The sequence below is a fragment of the Gemella bergeri ATCC 700627 genome, assembly GCF_000469465.1.
In the GTDB taxonomy this organism is placed as follows: domain Bacteria; phylum Bacillota; class Bacilli; order Staphylococcales; family Gemellaceae; genus Gemella; species Gemella bergeri.
On sequence record NZ_KI271806.1, the window covers coordinates 18,814 to 37,310 of the forward strand.

The following is an 18,497-nucleotide window of genomic DNA, read 5'->3' on the forward strand; positions in this document are numbered from 1 at the left end:
ACAAAAGAGTTCAAATAAAAATTTATTTAAATTGCCGATAGGTCGCTCATTGGGAGCGATTTTTTTAAGAAGATATTCGAAATTATATATATACCAAACTTTAATTTGAGGTTTGAGTTATCTGCAAATTTTGAGTATTCTAAAACTGTTTTTAGTAACTTTTTCCAATGTTTAAAGTTTGAGTTATCTGCAAATTTTGAGTATTCTAAAACATGAATATGAACCTATAGCCAGGAAGTTAGTTTGAGTTATCTGCAAATTTTGAGTATTCTAAAACCTTCAATACCTACAGAACTCATAGCAGCAGCGTTTGAGTTATCTGCAAATTTTGAGTATTCTAAAACCTCCTTTTTTACTAGACAAATTACACGATGGTTTGAGTTATCTGCAAATTTTGAGTATTTTAAAACTACAAAAAATAGCAAATGAAAATATTATGCATTTGAGTTAACGTTAAATACGGAGTATATAGAAAAAATAAGGACAAAATAGTAGAATGAGAAAAAGCTCGTTTTTACTATTAATTTTTTTGAAAAAAACTATTTAATTAAAAAAGGGATAATGTGAAATAATCGAAAAAGTAAAAAAATTTCATTAAAGAAAATAACAAAATGGATTAGAAGCTAATATCATTATTACATGCTGCTTCTAATTTTTTTGTGTATTTTACGGTGTGCTATTGATATTTATCATTAAAGTCAAAAAAAGTCAAAAAAATTTAAAAAAGGTATTGACTTTTTTTGACCTTAATGATATTATTGTATTATGTAATTAGCAGTCAGGTAATCAGAGTGCTAAAATACAATTTGAAGAATAGGTGATAAAAATGTTAATAGAAAGACAGGTACTCATTCTTCAATCTATAGTAGAAAATTTTATTACAACCAATCAACCGATCGGCTCTAAGCAACTAGCGGAAAACATAGACTTTAGTTCGGCAACGATACGAAACGATATGAGTAAGCTGGAAAAAGAAGGGTTGATAAGGAAGACGCATATTTCATCAGGACGAGTTCCATCAGAAAAGGGTTATCGTTACTATGTAGATTATATCAAAAAAGAATATGAACTATCTAATAGTGAAAATGAAAAACTAAAAGAACTTGATAATGATAAGTATGTTTCAGAAAATAACTATCTTGAAAAAAATGCAATTATTCTTTCTGATTTAACAGATTGTACGGCGGTTATTTTAGCGCCGACCAAAACAGATAGGCGTATTAATAAGATAGAAGTTATTTTATTGAGCAGTCGCAGTATTCTTGTTATTTTAATAACAAGTATAGGAGAAGTATTTCAACAAAACTATAAGTTAGATGCAGATTTTACCGCAGAAGATATAGCAGAGGTGAATAAACTCTTACAAAGTTATTTTTATGACGTAGATATGGCAACGGCACATGTGATTATTCATGGAGAACTTGAACAATATTTAAAAGATAAGGTGAATAATTACAATATGATAGTTGTGGCTTTAAATAGATTATTGCAAAATAAAATTAAAAAAACTATAGCATTAGGGGGGAAGTACAATTTACTTAAACAACCCGATATAGATAATGTAGATAAATTAAAAGAAGTAGTATCGCTCTTAGAAGATGATAAAATAGTCGAGTTGCTGGATAATAACAGTGATAGTGAAGAATTAACTTCTATAAAAATAGGAAAGGAACTCGCACTGGAGAATATAGATGATTTATCACTAGTTTCCAGCAAGTACAATACATCAAAAGGTCAAGGAATTATTGCAGTGTTTGGCCCAAAGAGAATGGACTATTCAAAGATTATGACACTTATTTCATGTGTACGTGATAATCTTAACAATAATTTAAAATAAATAGGAGGTAGAGATGACTACTGAAGAACAAAAAGAAACTCTACAAGAAGAAGTAACGGAAGAAGTCGTTGCTACTGAAAAAGTAGAAGAGGAAGTGGCAGAAGAAAAAACTGCTGAAGAATTATTGCAAGAAGAAGTAGAGCAATTGAAAGAAGAAGTTAAAGATTCTGAAGATAAGTATTTAAGACTATATGCAGAATTTGAAAACTTTAAAAAACGCAAAAATCAAGAGATTGATACAATAAATACTTATAAAAGTCAAAAGATAATTACAGAAATCTTGCCAAGTTTAGATAATTTAGAACGTGCGTTGCAGTTGGAAACAGACAATGAAGAAGTGAAAACCATATTAAAAGGTGTAGAGATGGTTTATGAGGGGCTGCAAGCAGCACTGAAATCAGAAGGCGTAGAATTAGTAGAAACTAAAAATGCTCAATTTGATCCGAATATTCATCATGCGGTAATGCAAGGTGAAGATAGCGACAAAGAAAGTGGAATGATATTGGATACATTCCAAAAAGGTTATAAATTAAAAGATAGAGTAATCAGACCTGCAATGGTTAAAGTTAATTCATAAAATGCCTTATTAAAACTTTTAACATCTAAATAAAGATGTAAAAATTACGTAATAAAAGGAGTATAGTGATATAAATTATTTTTATATGATTATACCAAGCCATAAAAAATTGAAAAATAAAGAAAATATTAGGAGGACAATAATATGTCAAAAATTATAGGTATCGACTTAGGAACAACTAATTCATGTGTAGCAGTATTAGAAGGTGGAGAAGCAAAAGTAATTCCTAATCCGGAAGGGAACAGAACAACACCGTCTGTTGTAGCATTCAAAGGTGATGAAATTCAAGTAGGTGAGGTAGCAAAACGTCAAGCAATTACTAATCCAAATACAGTAATCTCAATTAAACGTCACATGGGTACAGATTACAAAGAAGATGTGAATGGTAAAAAATATTCTCCACAAGAAATTTCAGCGATGATTCTACAAAACTTAAAAGCAACAGCCGAAAGTTATCTTGGAGAAAAAGTAACTAAAGCGGTAATTACAGTACCGGCTTACTTCAACGATGCTCAACGTCAAGCAACAAAAGATGCCGGTAAAATTGCGGGGTTAGAAGTAGAACGTATTATCAACGAACCAACAGCAGCGGCTTTGGCTTATGGTTTAGAAAAAACTGATGTTGATCAAAAAGTATTGGTATTTGACCTTGGTGGTGGTACATTTGACGTTTCTATTTTAGAACTAGGTGACGGTGTATTCGAAGTATTAGCTACATCAGGAGATAATTTGTTAGGTGGAGATGACTTTGACCAAGCAATTATTGATTACTTAGTAGCAGAATTTAAAAAAGAACAAGGTATTGACCTTTCACAAGACAAAATGGCAATGCAACGTCTAAAAGATGCAGCTGAAAAAGCTAAAAAAGATTTATCAGGTGTAACTTCAACACAAATTTCGCTACCGTTTATTTCGGCAGGTGCTAGTGGACCGGTTCACTTAGAAAATACATTAACAAGAGCTAAATTCGATGAATTGACTCATAGTTTAGTAGAGAGAACATTGGTTCCAACTCGTCAAGCACTTAAAGATGCTGATTTAAATCCGAGTGAAATTGATCAAGTAATCTTGGTGGGTGGTTCTACTCGTATTCCGGCAGTGCAAGATGCGGTTAAAAAAGAGATGGGCAAAGAGCCTCATAAAGGTGTAAATCCTGACGAAGTAGTGGCAATGGGTGCAGCTATCCAAGGTGGAGTAATTACCGGAGATGTTAAAGATGTAGTATTATTAGATGTAACACCATTATCATTAGGTATCGAAACTATGGGATCAGTGATGACAGTGTTAATACCAAGAAATACTACAATTCCTACATCTAAATCTCAAGTATTCTCAACAGCAGCTGATAATCAACCGGCAGTAGATATTCATGTACTTCAAGGTGAACGCCCGATGGCAACCGATAACAAAACTCTTGGAAGATTCCAACTTTCAGATATACCACCTGCACCACGTGGAGTACCTCAAATCGAAGTTACATTTGATATTGATAAAAACGGTATTGTTAATGTTACAGCTAAAGACCTTGGTACTCAAAAACAACAAAAAATTACTATTGAATCTAGCAGTTCGTTAACTGATGAAGATATTGATAGAATGGTTAAAGAAGCAGAAGCTAACGCTGATGCCGATGCTAAACGTAAAGAAGAAGCAGATGTACGAAATGAAGCAGATCAATTATCATTCCAAGCTGATAAAGCATTAGAAGAAGCAAAAGACAAAGTTGATCAAAGTTTATTAGATAATATTAAAACTAAAAATGATACGCTAAAAGAAGCAATTAAAAATAATAACTTAGAAGAAATTAAATCTGCAAAAGATGAGCTAAACAAAGCTGTTCAAGAAATGACAATGAAATTGTACGAACAAGCTAATGCTGCGGCAGGAGCACAAGGTACAGATGCCGGAGCAACAAACTCAAAAAATGATGATGATACAATTGATGCAGATTTTACAGAAAAAAAATAATTTAAGATAACAACAAACAGGAGCTAGGGGCGCAAAGCTCGATGCTCCTGTTACTATTATAGGAGAGATAAAGATGGCGAAAAGAGATTATTATGAAGTGCTTGGACTAAGTAAAGGTGCAAGTGCTGCTGAAATAAAAAAAGCGTATCGCAAGTTATCGAAACAATATCATCCGGATATTAATAAAGAACCCGGAGCAGAGGATAAATTTAAAGAAATAACAGAAGCCTATGAAGTGTTAAGCGACGATACTAAAAAAGCACAATATGATCAATTTGGTCATGCTGCATTTGAAGGCGGTGGAGCAGGTCAAGGCGGCTTTGGAGGATTTGGAGGAGGATTTTCCGGATTTTCAGGTGGTTTTGATGACTTAGGAGATATATTCTCAAGCTTCTTCAGTGGTGGTAGCGGCAGACGTAATCCGAACGCCCCACGTCAAGGAGAAGACTTGTTGCATCGAATACGCATTTCATTTACTGATGCGGTGTTCGGTACTAAAAAAACTATAAAATTACGCAAAGACGTAGAATGTGACCATTGTCATGGAACCGGTGCAAAAGATTCGTCGTCGGTAACCGAATGTCATAGATGTCACGGAACAGGACAAGAAGCAGTAATTCAAGATACACCATTTGGACGTATGCAAAGTCAAAGAACATGTTCAGAATGTGGCGGGCGGGGTAAGGGTATTAAAGACAAATGTTCACATTGTTTTGGAAAAGGGTATAATAATCGTGAAGTAGAGTATGAAGTGGAAATTCCGGAAGGAATTAGTTCAGGTCAACGTGTAAGACTACAAGGTAAAGGTGGTGCCGGTGTGAATGGAGGTCCTGCCGGAGATTTATTTATAGAAGTAATAGTAGCTGAAGATTCATATTTTCATAGAGAAGACGATGATATTTATACAGAATTGGAAATATCACCGGCTCAAGCGGCATTAGGAACTAAAATAGATGTTCGTACTCTTACCGGTGAAATTGAATTGACGGTTCCGGCAGGAACCCAACATGGGCGTAAATTCCGCCTATCCGGTAAAGGTGTAAAAAATGTAATGGGTTATGGACACGGTGATCACTATATTGTAGTTTCAATCAAAATTCCAAAAAATCTATCATCAAAAGAACGTGAATTGTATTTGGAATTAGCAAAACTGAATGGTGAAAAAGTAGAAGAAGATGAAAGTTTCCTTGATAAAGTGAGTAGAAAAGCGAAAGATTTGTTTGATTAATAATTCTTAAATTTATAAGTTTTGTAGGTATAAATAAGGAAATATTTGTCAAAAAAATTATAGTTTAATAAAAAAATAAACGACGAGTTTTTATGCTCGTCGTTTATTTTTAGTTTTTATTTCTCATTTTTTCTGCGTGTCATTAATAATGATGTTGTTAATAATAATCCAACGCCAACGGTAGTCGTATCTGTAGCAATTCCTGTATTTGGTAATTTTTTTACATTATCTTTAGTAGGTTTACCTGAGCCAAATTCTTTGGTTTTCTTGCTGTCTTTATCATCAACCGGTGGGTTTTTGTGATCATCATCTTTACCTGGATTAACAGGTTCAGTTGATTTAACACCCGGAATAATACGAGAATATGGGAACGGATCTTTATATTGTAAAAATTGTTCGTTTGTTAATTGTTTTAAATATTCAACAACAATAGAATCCATGGTAGCACCACCTTCTTCACGTGCTCCTCCCAACATAGTGTAGCCGTCACCACCTACGGCTAGAAAATCATTGGTAGCCATATAGTAAGTTTTTTGTGGATCAAGAGCTTCGAATTTTCCTGTTTGTTTATTTAATATTTCAATAGAATAAACTCTTTCACCGGGTTTTTTATGTGGATCAAAACCAACTTTCACAGAGCTGGATGATTGTAAGAAACCGCCGTTACTACCTAATTGAGGTTTTCCTTGGGCATCCAGTACTTCTTTACCATCTTTATCAGTGTTTATTAATGCACGAAGAGAGTGTTCGTACATTTTTTTCACATCAGTACCTTTTACTTGAATTTGGGTAAGTTGGTTACCAAAAGGCATTACCTTAATAATATCACCCACAGTAATAGGAGAATCTTTTTTCAATGTGGTACGAATTCCTCCACCGTTAGTTACGGCAAAGTCAGACTCATGTTTAAATACTTTAGCATTATAGAGTGCGTCTGCGATTAAATTTCCAAGGTTAGTTTCTTTTGTTCTGACATTTTCGCTTGTTCCTTCTAATGTATAAGGAGCTTTGTCAATAACAACTGCACTGCCTTTTTTATCAAATTCAGCTTGAGCAGCTTTAACAATTTTTTCGACATCTGCATTAGGGATTAGGTTTTTAGCATAATCTTTTGCAGCTAGCATTTCAGATTTAAAATCTTCGATTTTTTTAGTATTTTTATTGAAATTAAAAGTCATTTTACCGATATATTCAAGGTAAGATTTTGCCTGAACGTGTTGAACGGGTTCACTTTTTTTATCTTGAACAAGTTGATGAGAGTGACCGTCAATAACTAAAATAGATAAATCTTTAAATGAAGGATTTGCTTTTAGACTGGCGGCAAGGGTAGAACCTTTTTCATCATCAAGTGTAGTTGTATCATCACCAAGATGAGCTAGGACAACAACAAAATCAACATTGTTTTTAATTCGTTTAATTTCTTCGGTAACTTCCGGAATAGGTTTAGTGAATGTTACTCCTTTGATTCCCACAGGGTTGGTTTTTGTAGCTGTTTCCGGAGTAGTAACACCGACAATACCGATTTTAACACCGTTTTCTGTAACTATTGTAGACGGTTTAAATAATCGCTTCCCATCTTTATAGACATTTGTAGAAAGGATGGGAAAGTTAAGCCATCCACCATTACTTGTATTGTTTTTGTATTTTTCTACAGTATCAAGACCGAAATCAAATTCATGGTTACCGGCTGCCATTGCTTTGTATCCGATTTTATTCATAGCTTTTGCCATATCTTCACCTTTTGATTGGTTGGAAATCGGAAGGCCTTGAAAGGCATCACCGGCATCAAGGGCAATAACTGTTCTTTTCGGATTGTTTTGTTTTTCGTTATCGATTAGTGTTTTTTCACGAGCTGAGCCGTAAGACGATGGTGTACCTTTATATTCTTCATATGCCAAACGACCGTGCATATCGTTAGTATGAAAAATAGTAAATGGTACTTTATCATTTACGTTATTTGCATTATTTGCAAATGCAAACGAACCCGTAAATATCTGTGATATTAAAATAATAAATGTGAGTAGAAAGGCTACTATTTTAGATGATTTTAATTTCATCATATTTCCTCCTGAATATAAAAAAGTAAATTTTACGTTAAAAATAACGCTTACTTAAATTATAACATAAATTTTCAGTATAACTGTATAAAGTGATATAAAATATATAACTTTTTTTGTTAATGTTTTTATAGTATATTATTATATATTAATAAATCTCCTAATTTAATTACTGAAGACAGCATATTAATAACATTAGTATTATAAATTGTATTAATATATAGGTGGAAAATTTATAATTATTAACTATATATTTTAATAAAATAGTGTTTATTTACTGTATATAAGTGTAATAATTCAGTATGTTGGAGGAAAAATTTTAAAATAGGTTTGAATAAGGTACAAAGCAAAATATTTGGTTTTTGTTTTTTATAGTTGTAAAATATATTGTTAAATATAAAAGTTAGGTGGAAGAGGTTGTGTTTGGTGATATAAAAAATATTATATTTGATTTAGATAATACACTTTATCATTTTAGTTCAATATGGAAAGAATCAAACGAGAGAACGTTTAACTATTTTGGTTATAATAATTTTATAAATTATGCAGATTTTTTTCTAAAGTATAAGGAAGTAAACAATGAATTGGTCAAGAAAATTCGTAGAGGTGAATTAAGATTTAAAAAATTACGTTTTGAAAGATTAGTAACCACTTTTGAAAAATTCGAAATTTTTTTGACGGATGATGATTGTAAAGTGTATTACGAAAAGCAGTTTGAATTTATTAATGATTTAATTATACCGGATATAGAGTTAATAGATAAAATAAAAGATTTGAAAAAACAATATAATTTGGTGATATTGACTAATGGTAAAGCACTTGAACAACGACAAAAAATAAAAAAATTAGGTTTGGAAAATTTATTTAAGTTATATATTTCAGAAGAAACGCATATTAGTAAACCGAAACCGGAAGCATTTATTAATATATTGGAAGAAAATAATTTCTTGCCGGAAGAAACTTTAATGATTGGTGATTCTATTTTTTATGATATAAAGCCCGCAAAAAAATTAGGGTGTAGGACGTGTCTTATAAATAGAAGATGGCATTTTGATGATGACGGTAAAAACTTAAATTATGACGGTTACAAAGTAGATGATGTAAAAATTGTGTTAGATAACTTATTAAAAAAGGTATAAAAGTGCAGAACAAAATAAAATAATTAAAAATTATGTTTAAAAATATATAATATATATAAAAATATTTATTTTATATCAATTAAAAATCGGATTTTATAAATGTTTAATAATAAAATATTAAAATGGATTTTTTGAGTTTGGGAGCAGTTTTATTTTATAAATTTAAAAATAGATAGTTTAAAAATTATTATTTTTTTAGTTAAAGTGATTGTATTGGAAATATAAATCTGTTATAATACTAATTGTAAATAAACCTTAGCGATTACTTAAGTAATCAAAATATTAAAGGGGGAGGAAATTTACAATGAAAAAACATAAATTATTAGCTATCTCAATGGCAACTTTACTATCATTTACATTAGCAGGATGTAGTAAATCTTCATCAAATCAAAGTTCAACAGATGGTAATGCGACTGTAAAAGATATGAAAGGAGAAGAACTAAACAAAATTGAAAAAGATGACAAAGAAAAAGAAAAATACCTTGTTATCGATGTAAGAGATGCTAAAGAATATAATGAAGGGCATGTAAAACACGCTATTAATATTCCGGTAGGAGATATTGAAAAAAATGTAGATCGTTTGAGTGCTTGGAAAGATAAAAAAGTAGTGACTGTATGTAATACAGGTAAAAAAAGTAAAGAAGCAGCTGAAAAACTTGTTAAAGCAGGATTTAAGGATGTAACTAATGCTCAAGGTGTTAAAGATTATAAAGATTACGAAATCAGTAAATTTACTACTTTATTAGCGGATGATTTCCAAAAAGCTATTGATGAGAAAAAAGGTCAATTTATAGATGCCAGAGATAGCAAAGATTATGATAAAAAACATATTGAAGGTGCTATTAATGTAGATTCTAAAAAATTAGATGATTTAGAAGCAAAATTACCGAAAGATAAAGAAGCGTCGATTTATACATACTGTTATAGTGGAAATCGTTCAGCGGTTGTAGCTAAAAAATTAACAGAATTGGGTTATAAAAATGTGTTCAATGCTTTTGACGGTGTTAAAGAACATGAATATAAATTTTAATAATTAGTAAAAAAGGAAGGAATAATTATTTAATGAAGAATAGCAAATTATTAGCTGTATCAATGGCAACATTATTGACATTAACGTTGACGGGATGTTCATCTACAAGTAAAGGAAAGGATAACAACGGAACTACATCGGTAAAAGAAATAAAAGGTGAGGACCTTAACAAAATTGAGAAAGATGATAAAGAAAAAGAAAAATATCTTGTTATTGACGTAAGAGATGCTAAGAGCTATAAAGAAGGTCATATAAAACATGCCATTAATATACCTGTAGAAGAAATTGATAAAAGCATAGAGGAATTAAGAACATGGAGAGAAAAATCTGTTGTTGTTTATAGTGACGACACTAAAAAAACGAAAGAAGCAGCTGAAAAACTTGTTAAACAAGGCTTCAAAGATGTTTCAAATGCACAGAACATTAAAGATTTTAATTATGATTTAGTTAAATATACAAGTTTAACAGGAGCAAAATTCCAAGATAAAATTTTAGCTAAAGAAGATGCAGTATTTCTTGATGCCAGAGATAAGAAAGATTTTGACGAAAAACATGTTGACGGTGCTAAAAATGTGGATTCTAAGAAATTAGATAATCTTCAAGATATTTTACCGGAAAATAAGGAAACTCCAATTTATACATATTGCTATAGTGGAAACCGTTCTTCTGTTATTGCACAAAAATTGATAGATTTAGGGTATAAAAATATTTTTAATGCCTTAGATGGAACAAAAGAATATGATTATAAATTTGAAATGGCTGATTGTTGTAAGGAAGGTAACAAAGAAGGTCACGAAAATCATGACCATTCAAATCATAATAATTCAGAACAAAAACATGAAGGGCACAGTCACTAAAATATTAGTAAGATGAAAGGCAGGGAAGACATCGTCTTCCCTTTTTCTATAAAGATGAAAGAAATGATTATATTATTTACACGTGTTCCTAAAGAAGGAACTACGAAAACAAGACTTTATGATTTTATAACGCCAAAACAAGCGGTTGAGGTTCAAAAAAAACTATTAATAAAAAATTATAATACTTTGAAAAATAGCGGCAGAAAAATAAAAATTTATCATGATGGAAATAAAAATGACGACAACGATATGGAAGATTTGTTATCAATCAAAGATTTTTATTATCAAAATGGAGAAACACTTGGTGATAAGATGTACAATGCGATTAGTAAAGAGTTGGTAAATGCTGACAAAGTACTGTTGATGGGATCGGATATTTTTAATCTTAACAATAATATGATAGAACTTGCTTTAAAAAAATTAAATGAATATGATGTTGTCATTAATCCAAGTGAAGATGGCGGATATTTTTTAATAGGAATGAAAAAACTGATAAAAGAGGTTTTTGCACTACCTAGTTATGGTGATGCTAGTGTGCTGGAAAATCTGATAAGAGTATGTAATAAAAATAAGATTAGTTATTTTTTAGGAGAAACAGCCTTAGACATTGATACTAAGGAGGATTTATTATCAGCAGAAACGGGATTTAAAGATATAGTTTTGCTGGGAGCCGGAGAGTATAATATCAATTTTACATTTACAGATAACAATAAAGATAAAAAAGTATTGCGTATTAATATGAAAAGTCAGATGAACTTAGAAAATCAGATTGAGTATGAATACGAAACTTTAAAATTATTGGAAAAAAGTAAGGTTACACCTAAAGTGTATGACTTAGTGACTAAAACAAAATTATTACCATATAAATATTTGACGATGGAATTTTTAAACGGAAGAGTATTAGATTATGATAAAGATATGAATATAGCAGCGTATTTACTTAGTTCAATTCATAATACAGCATTTGGAGAAAATAATTTAATCCATGCGACTAACCCGTTTCAGTTAATGTATGATGAATGTAGTGCGATGGCAGGGGAGTATCTTAATTGGGAATATGCAGATAGTGTTGTTAGTAGTTATATTCATTTATTTTTAGATAAGTGTAAAAAACTTCTCCCTGAAGATTACATTATAGATAAACCGTGTATTATCAATACAGAACTTAACTCGGGTAATTTTTTAATTGGTGATACTAAAGAAAATAGTTATGTCATTGATTGGGAAAAAGCATTAATTGGGGAATGTGAACAAGATTTAGCTCATTTTTTAGCGCCTACGACAACATTTTGGAAAACAGATAAAATATTAACAAAAAATGAAATAGATTTGTTTTTGTCCGAATATAACAAGTATCGTTCATATAATGAAGAACGCTTTGAACGCTATCTTATTTTTAATTGTTTGCGAGGTGTGACGTGGTGCAGTATGGCATTTAGGCAATATAGTGAAAAAGATAAAATGTTAATGGATGAGTTTACATTTAAAAAAATATCCGCGTATGTTAGTATAGAATTTTTGGAAAAAATATCAAGGTATTTTAGTTAGGAGGAAAGTAATGACAGAATTTATTCAAAGTTTCGGTGTTGCAGCACCAATAATCTATGTATTGATGTTTACAATTTTACCGGTATTTTTCTTTCCGGTGCCGATATTAGCGGTAGCGGGTGGGCTTGCTTTCGGTTTTGTAGAGGGTAGTTTACTAACTTTTGTCGGAGCTTCGATGAATTGCTATTTAATGTTTATAATTTCACGTCGTTTTGGACGGGAATGGGTTAGAAATTATTTAAAGAAAAAAATGTCACCAAAACAGCACGATAGGATTTTTAATGTAAGTGACGATAAATTAATGATGAGTTTAGTAATTCTTAGACTAATACCATTGGTACCGTACAATATGATAAATTACGGTTATGGGTTAACTAATATTTCAGTATCAAAATATATGATAGCAAGTGTTCTAGGAATTATACCGGGAACAATAGTCTTTCTAAACTTTGGAGCAACAAGCAGTAATATTTTTAGTAAAGAATTTTTGATAGCATCACTTCTTGTTATTTTATTAACAGTGGGTTCAATTTATTTGTCAAAAATAGTAGAAAAAAGAGAACAACAAAAAAAATCTCAAGAATAAAAAAAGAATCTCTTTAGGGCTTTAATAGCTCTTAAAGAGATTTTTCATGTTTTTATCAATTTATTATATATAAATTATACTCACTTCACCGAAAGTAACATTCCCAGTTAAAATTACTTTAACATTATCAGCGTTTGGAGAAGAAAATGGAGTATTAACCTCTCCGAAAATTGAAGAGATTCTGTTTTCGACAGACCATTCTTTAGGGATGAATATTTTTACATCTCCAAATGTAGCTGTAATACTTATATGAACATCTTTTATAGAATAAGTATCTAACTTTTCAAAATAAATATTTGTACTACCAAATGTTGTAGTTGATCTGAAATAGTCTAGTTCATTAATATTGATATAACGGACATTTTCACCAAAAGTAATGTTAGAATAATCCTGTGTTTCTGTTTTTTTAGTATATCCGCGGAATCTATCTTTTTTACGTCGGAAGCTATATTTTAACTTTTTAGGAAATAGTATTGATATACCTATGCTAAGAAGAATGGCAATCCAAATTATTTTAGCGGAAGATATAGCTGCAAAATGGAAGTGTTTGTTATAAATAATAACAAGTAATGCTATTGGTAATATCGTTCCAAAAATATCCAAATCAGCTAACCCTCTTACAATAAAATATCCTAAAATAATAGTTCCTAAAGTTAGAAATATAATTCCTGATGGAAAGAAGTTTAATTCGCCAAATGCGATTGATATTGCAAAAATAATAAATAGTAAACCTATTAGACTTTTTTTTCTCATAAGTTTTTACCTCATTTCTTTTAATTTTTCTTTGACAATTTTGTAATAGTGTCTTGATATGTGAACAGTTTTTTTACTTTTTGAAAAAGATGCGGTACTCGCTCCTGAAAAAGATTTTTCTAGCGAGTAAATTGCTCGAAGATTTATTATTGCAGATTTAGAAACTCGACAATAATAAAATGGAATTATACTTTCTAATTCATAAAGTTTATATTTCACTTCGTAAAAATTATCATAAGAGTGTGCGTAAACTTTATTATCATCGGTTTCGAAAAATAAAATATCACTAAGAGGAATAAAATATTCAGTGTCATCCTTATAAAAAATAATTTTTTGGGTGCTTGCAAGAGCTTTTTCCACTAAATCTTTTATCGCGATAACATCATTACTTAACTCTGGAGATTTTATAACAACTTCTATATCCGTAATATTTGAATCAAGTTTAATATTAATTTTCATATTGTCTCCTTTCTTCGTTCTTATATGTATATCATACTACATATTTGAAAGAAAATTAATAGTTTTTTAGTAAGTGGTAAAGAAGATGTGGTAAGTGGAGAAAAAGTAGGTTTAAGGTGATGTTACTTTCCATGGTAAGTTATTGCTTTTTTTATTTTTTTATTGTATAATATCTCTTGTACGTGGGAGTGGATGAGTTCTGGTGTGCTCTCTAGTCTTCAAAACTAGTATGAGGGGTTAGGAGCCTCTTGGGTGGGTTCGATTCCCACACATTCCCGCCAAATGTTTTTATAATGTATTATCGGTATAAAATTAGGAGTTCCTAACTTTGTATCGTTTTTTTAGTTACCATAAAAATTAAATTTTTAATTTAAAAAAATGAAACAGTATATTTTTTATTTAGTTAAACGCTATTAATTGAAGTGTTAGTATGAAAAATGTACTGTTTTGTTTTATTTTATAACAGATTAAAACAGTTATATCAAGGATTTTTAATTAAAAAACATGTATATAATACTTTACAATATGAAACAGAAGTTATATAATATATTTATACATAAATAATTATTGATAAATTAAATTTATTAATTTCATGGAGGGCAATAATGGCAAAAGAAATTTTTGATAAGCTGAAATTAAAATCCGGTGCAACGTTGAAAAATAGAATATTTATGGCACCAATGACGACACAATCAGCTTTTTATGACGGCGGAATAACAGATGAAATTGTAAAATATTATGAACATAGAGCAGGCGAAGCCGGTGCGATAGTGGTAGAAAGTTGTTTTGTTGAAAAACATGGACGAGGTTTTCCGGGAGCTATAGGTATTGATAGTGATGACAAAATATATGGTGTAACTAAATTAGCAACAGCTATTAAAAATTCAGGTTCAAAAGCGCTTATTCAATTATATCACGCAGGTAGAATGGCATGGCCGGAATACAATGGCGGTGCTGAACCGGTTGCTCCAAGCCCGGTAGCTGCACTCAGACCTAATGCACCTGTTCCAAGAGAAATGAGTGAAGAGCAAATATTAGCTATGATTCAAATGTTTGCTGACGGGGCAAAACGTGCGATAAAAGCCGGTTTTGACGGAGTGGAAATTCATGGCGCAAATACATTTATCGTTCAACAATTCTTCTCTCCACATTCAAATAGAAGAGAAGATCGTTGGGGTGGTAATAGAGAGAATAGAGCGAGATTTGCTATTGAAGTTTTAGAAGCTATAAAAAAAGTTGTAAAAGAATCTAAGAAAGAAAATTTTATTATCGGATATAGATTTTCTCCTGAAGAATTAGAAATACCCGGTATTCGATTTGAAGATACAATGTATTTACTGAATGAGCTTGCAAAACATGATTTAGATTATGTTCATTTTTCAATGGGAATATATACGAGAAGTTCTATAGTAGATACTGATGATCCGGAAGAATTGATTACACAATTTTTAGCACGTCGTTCATCTGAACTCGCTAAAATACCGGTCGTCGGTGTAGGTGGAATATTACAACGTAAAGATGTAGAAGAGGCGTTAAAATTAGGGTATGATATAGTGTCTGTAGGTAAAGGTTTCTTAATAGAACCACGTTGGGTAAGTGCAATTAAGGCGGATAAAGCCGTACCGGATTTTGCTGATAAAAATTTACAACACGAGTTATTAATACCGGCGCCATTGTGGGATTTTATGTCATATATGGTATCTGACCCGGAAATAGAAAAAGCAAAACATGAACGTATTAAAAAACTACAACAAGTTAAGTTAGAATTTAAAGAGGGAAGTTATGATGTAGAAGCAAGAGGGCATAATAATAGTCTTCCAATGAAAGTAACATTCTCTAAAAACAAAATCGAAAAAATTGAAGTAGATAATAGTGAAGAATCTGAAGGATTATCAGAACAAGTATTTAAACGACTTCCAAAACAGATTATTGAGGGGCAAACATTAAATGTTGATGCTATCTCAGGAGCATCATCTTCAAGTAAAGGTTTAATAGAAGGTGTAGAAGAGGCTGTTAAATTAGCAGGTGCTGATCCGGAGGTGTTATATGTAAGACCTAAACCGGTGGTAAAATGGGTTAAAGAAGTAGTCGAAGAAGAAACTGATGTAATAATCATCGGTGGCGGGGCAGCAGGAATTGCCTCAGCATTAAGAGCTGACGAGTTAGGGTTAAGAGTTACTTTAATTGAGAAACAATCATTTATCGGAGGGGCTATTTCGATAAGTGGAGGTAATCAAGTAGTAATTGGTTCTAAATTACAAAAAGAACTAGGGGTTACCGATGATACTCCTGAATTAATGTTTGAAGATTTTATGAAAAATGGGAATAATAAAAATGTTCCTGAGTTGCTTAACCTGCTGGCAAATAATGTTGGTCAAACAACAGATTGGTTAACCGATTATGTTGGTGTAGAATATGACCTTAAAGGAGGATTGCATGTTTTAGCGGAATACCGCAAAGATAGAGAGTTAGCTTATAATCATGGCGGTCACGGTTTTGCCGGAGCTGCCAGAAACAAGATAGCTAATAGTAATGTGAGATTACTACTTCAAACTAAAGCAAAAGAGTTAATCTTAGATAATAATGGAAATGTTACAGGATTAATAGCACGAGAAGAAACGGGTAGAAAACATATTATTTCTGCAAAAGCTGTTATTTTAACGACAGGTGGGTATGGTAATAATAAACAACTTCTAAGTAAAGAATTAGGAAAAGTATTATTCTACGGAACGAAAAGCTCAAATGGAGAAGGCTTGGTTATGGCTACAAAAGAAGGGGTTGATGCAGCGACTCGCCTAATGGAATATGGAAAAATTTATCCAAATGGGATTGAAGTATCAAAAGGGTACGCTAAATCTACAATCGGAGGGAACATCGTTGTACTTCGTGAAAATGGATTGTTAGTAAATAAATTCGGCGTACGTGTTGTAAATGAAAGAGCAAGTAACCATGATATATTGGATGTATTAATGGAGCAAGAAGATCAAACTTTATATATATTGTTAGATCAAGAGCACTTTGACATTTTTAAAGAAGCGGTAGCGGAAGGTGGAATTTCTGAACAGGATATTGAGCGTTGGTTAGATAATAATGGTGAAACAACACCGCAATTTTTCCATGCTGATACGCTAGAAAAATTAGCTGAATTAGCACATATGCCACAAGAAAGTTTATCACAAACAGTATCACGTTATAACAGTTTTGTTAAGAACGGAAAAGATGAAGATTTTAATAGAGAATTACGTTTCTTACAAAAAGAAGTTGGTTCAGGGCCCTATTATCTGGTAGAACAAAAACCACGTTTTGCAACAACTATGGGTGGTTTAGTAGTTAATGACAGTTTAGAGGTAGTTAACAAAAAAGGTACAGTTATAAATGGATTGTATGCAGCCGGAGAAGTAGTCGGTGGTGTAATGGGAACAGATTCACCGTCAGGTGCTAATAATGCTTGGGCATTAACTTCAGGAAAACTGGCGGCAGAATCAATAAAAAGTAAATTTAAAAAGTAAAATAAAAAAGTTTTCTGTGCATAATTATAATTGCACAGAAAACAACTTAATGATATAAAATTTATTTATCAAAATAATGACTGCAAAAATCTTTAAAGCGTAAAGCAGCCGGAGTTATAAAACCGTCTTTTCTTGTGGCAAGATATAACCAACGTGGTTCATGTTTATCAAGAATTTCAAGAACTTTGACAGGATATGCTTGTATAGTAACGATATTTGGCATAATTGCTATACCGTGATTTTGAGAAACAAAGCCTAAGATAGTATGGTCTTCATTCGCTTCAATAGCAATATTCGGTTCAAAGTTAACAGATTTCATCAGATTATCAAGATATGGTCGAAGACCACTATTTTTATCAAAATATACGTAAGGATAATCGGCAGTATCTTTAAGATATACGGATGTTTTATTCGCCAATGGATGATCATTAGGAACTACTAAATAAACATTTTGTTCAATAAGCGGTTCAAAAACGATATTATCAATATCCTTAACAAATGATGTAATGGCAATATCTATTGTTTCATCTTCAAGACCTTTTAGTAGTTGGAATGAATTACCTTGGGTAAAAGAAAGTTTCACATTGTGATTTTCTTCTTGTTCAAGAAAGTTTCTGGTAAGGCTTGGTGCTATTTCAGAACCTGCCGTATAAACAAAACCGAAGTTTATCGTTCCGGAATTTGGGTTAAGTTCTTCGTTGATAATAGAGATAGCTTGGTTAAGTTTACCGAGTGCTACTACTACGTGGTTATAAAAAATGTGACCGTATTTAGTAAGTTGGATATTGCGTCCTACCTTTTTAAATAACGGTATACCGATTTCTTTTTCAAGTTCAGAAATAGTGTAGCTAAGATTTGGTTGAGAAGTATTAAGTTTTTTAGCGGTTTGAGTCATATGCTCCGTTTCCGCTAAAAGTACGAATGCTTCGAGTTGTGATATGTTCATGTA

At 31.5% G+C, this 18,497-nt stretch carries 14 protein-coding genes and 1 tRNA gene; 11 read left to right on the forward strand and 4 right to left on the reverse strand.

What is annotated here, in order from left to right; all coding sequences use genetic code 11:
* Nucleotides 1-826: 826 nt before the first annotated feature.
* The 4 genes from hrcA (at nt 827) to dnaJ (ending at nt 5,610) form a co-directional block, all read left to right on the forward strand.
* On the forward strand, nt 827-1,837 hold the full coding sequence (hrcA, locus tag HMPREF1983_RS01150) for a heat-inducible transcriptional repressor HrcA (protein ID WP_021752445.1): 1,011 nt from the start codon (nt 827-829) through the stop codon (nt 1,835-1,837).
* Between the two features lie 13 nt (nt 1,838-1,850).
* Nucleotides 1,851-2,414: a nucleotide exchange factor GrpE gene (grpE, locus tag HMPREF1983_RS01155; RefSeq protein ID WP_021752446.1), complete on the forward strand. Its 564-nt coding sequence runs from the start codon at nt 1,851-1,853 to the stop codon at nt 2,412-2,414.
* 144 nt (nt 2,415-2,558) lie between these two features.
* Nucleotides 2,559-4,382 (forward strand): molecular chaperone DnaK, encoded by a 1,824-nt coding sequence (dnaK, locus tag HMPREF1983_RS01160; protein ID WP_021752447.1) that lies wholly within the window; start codon nt 2,559-2,561, stop codon nt 4,380-4,382.
* A gap of 73 nt (nt 4,383-4,455) precedes the next feature.
* On the forward strand, nt 4,456-5,610 hold the full coding sequence (dnaJ, locus tag HMPREF1983_RS01165) for a molecular chaperone DnaJ (RefSeq protein ID WP_021752448.1): 1,155 nt from the start codon (nt 4,456-4,458) through the stop codon (nt 5,608-5,610).
* A 116-nt stretch (nt 5,611-5,726) separates the two neighbouring features.
* Here dnaJ and HMPREF1983_RS01170 read toward each other — a convergent pair whose 3' ends face one another.
* On the reverse strand, nt 5,727-7,670 hold the full coding sequence (locus HMPREF1983_RS01170; protein WP_021752449.1) for a 5'-nucleotidase C-terminal domain-containing protein: 1,944 nt from the start codon (nt 7,668-7,670) through the stop codon (nt 5,727-5,729).
* Nucleotides 7,671-8,086: 416 nt separating this feature from the next.
* On the opposite strand from HMPREF1983_RS01170, the gene HMPREF1983_RS01175 reads away from it, so the two are divergent.
* The 5 genes from HMPREF1983_RS01175 to HMPREF1983_RS01195 all read left to right on the forward strand — a co-directional run bounded on the left by HMPREF1983_RS01175 (nt 8,087) and on the right by HMPREF1983_RS01195 (nt 12,827).
* A complete protein-coding gene (locus HMPREF1983_RS01175) occupies nt 8,087-8,806 on the forward strand; it encodes an HAD family hydrolase (protein ID WP_040460765.1) in 720 nt (239 codons plus the stop codon).
* A 304-nt stretch (nt 8,807-9,110) separates the two neighbouring features.
* Nucleotides 9,111-9,836 carry a rhodanese-like domain-containing protein gene (locus HMPREF1983_RS01180; protein ID WP_021752451.1) on the forward strand — a complete coding sequence of 242 codons (726 nt, stop codon included), beginning with the start codon at nt 9,111-9,113 and terminating at the stop codon, nt 9,834-9,836.
* Nucleotides 9,837-9,868: 32 nt separating this feature from the next.
* Nucleotides 9,869-10,693 (forward strand): rhodanese-like domain-containing protein, encoded by an 825-nt coding sequence (locus tag HMPREF1983_RS01185; protein ID WP_021752452.1) that lies wholly within the window; start codon nt 9,869-9,871, stop codon nt 10,691-10,693.
* A 63-nt stretch (nt 10,694-10,756) separates the two neighbouring features.
* The gene (locus HMPREF1983_RS01190) at nt 10,757-12,241 is read left to right on the forward strand and encodes a TIGR04282 family arsenosugar biosynthesis glycosyltransferase (RefSeq protein ID WP_245576413.1); all 1,485 of its coding nucleotides are present in this window, start codon (nt 10,757-10,759) and stop codon (nt 12,239-12,241) included.
* A gap of 10 nt (nt 12,242-12,251) precedes the next feature.
* The gene (locus tag HMPREF1983_RS01195) at nt 12,252-12,827 is read left to right on the forward strand and encodes a TVP38/TMEM64 family protein (RefSeq protein ID WP_021752454.1); all 576 of its coding nucleotides are present in this window, start codon (nt 12,252-12,254) and stop codon (nt 12,825-12,827) included.
* A 63-nt stretch (nt 12,828-12,890) separates the two neighbouring features.
* Here HMPREF1983_RS01195 and HMPREF1983_RS01200 read toward each other — a convergent pair whose 3' ends face one another.
* Together HMPREF1983_RS01200 and HMPREF1983_RS01205 are read right to left on the reverse strand one after the other, a co-directional pair.
* A complete protein-coding gene (locus HMPREF1983_RS01200; protein WP_021752455.1) occupies nt 12,891-13,580 on the reverse strand; it encodes a LiaF transmembrane domain-containing protein in 690 nt (229 codons plus the stop codon).
* A gap of 6 nt (nt 13,581-13,586) precedes the next feature.
* On the reverse strand, nt 13,587-14,039 hold the full coding sequence (locus HMPREF1983_RS01205; protein ID WP_004633292.1) for a LytTR family DNA-binding domain-containing protein: 453 nt from the start codon (nt 14,037-14,039) through the stop codon (nt 13,587-13,589).
* 184 nt (nt 14,040-14,223) lie between these two features.
* Between HMPREF1983_RS01205 and HMPREF1983_RS01210 the strand changes: the two genes are divergently transcribed.
* Nucleotides 14,224-14,320: transfer RNA gene (locus HMPREF1983_RS01210), tRNA-Sec, on the forward strand.
* Nucleotides 14,321-14,644: 324 nt separating this feature from the next.
* Nucleotides 14,645-17,548 carry an NADH-dependent flavin oxidoreductase gene (locus HMPREF1983_RS01215; protein WP_021752456.1) on the forward strand — a complete coding sequence of 968 codons (2,904 nt, stop codon included), beginning with the start codon at nt 14,645-14,647 and terminating at the stop codon, nt 17,546-17,548.
* A gap of 61 nt (nt 17,549-17,609) precedes the next feature.
* Here HMPREF1983_RS01215 and HMPREF1983_RS01220 read toward each other — a convergent pair whose 3' ends face one another.
* Nucleotides 17,610-18,494, reverse strand: coding sequence for a LysR family transcriptional regulator (locus HMPREF1983_RS01220; RefSeq protein WP_021752457.1), 885 nt, complete (start codon nt 18,492-18,494; stop codon nt 17,610-17,612).
* Between the last annotated feature and the right edge of the window lie 3 nt (nt 18,495-18,497).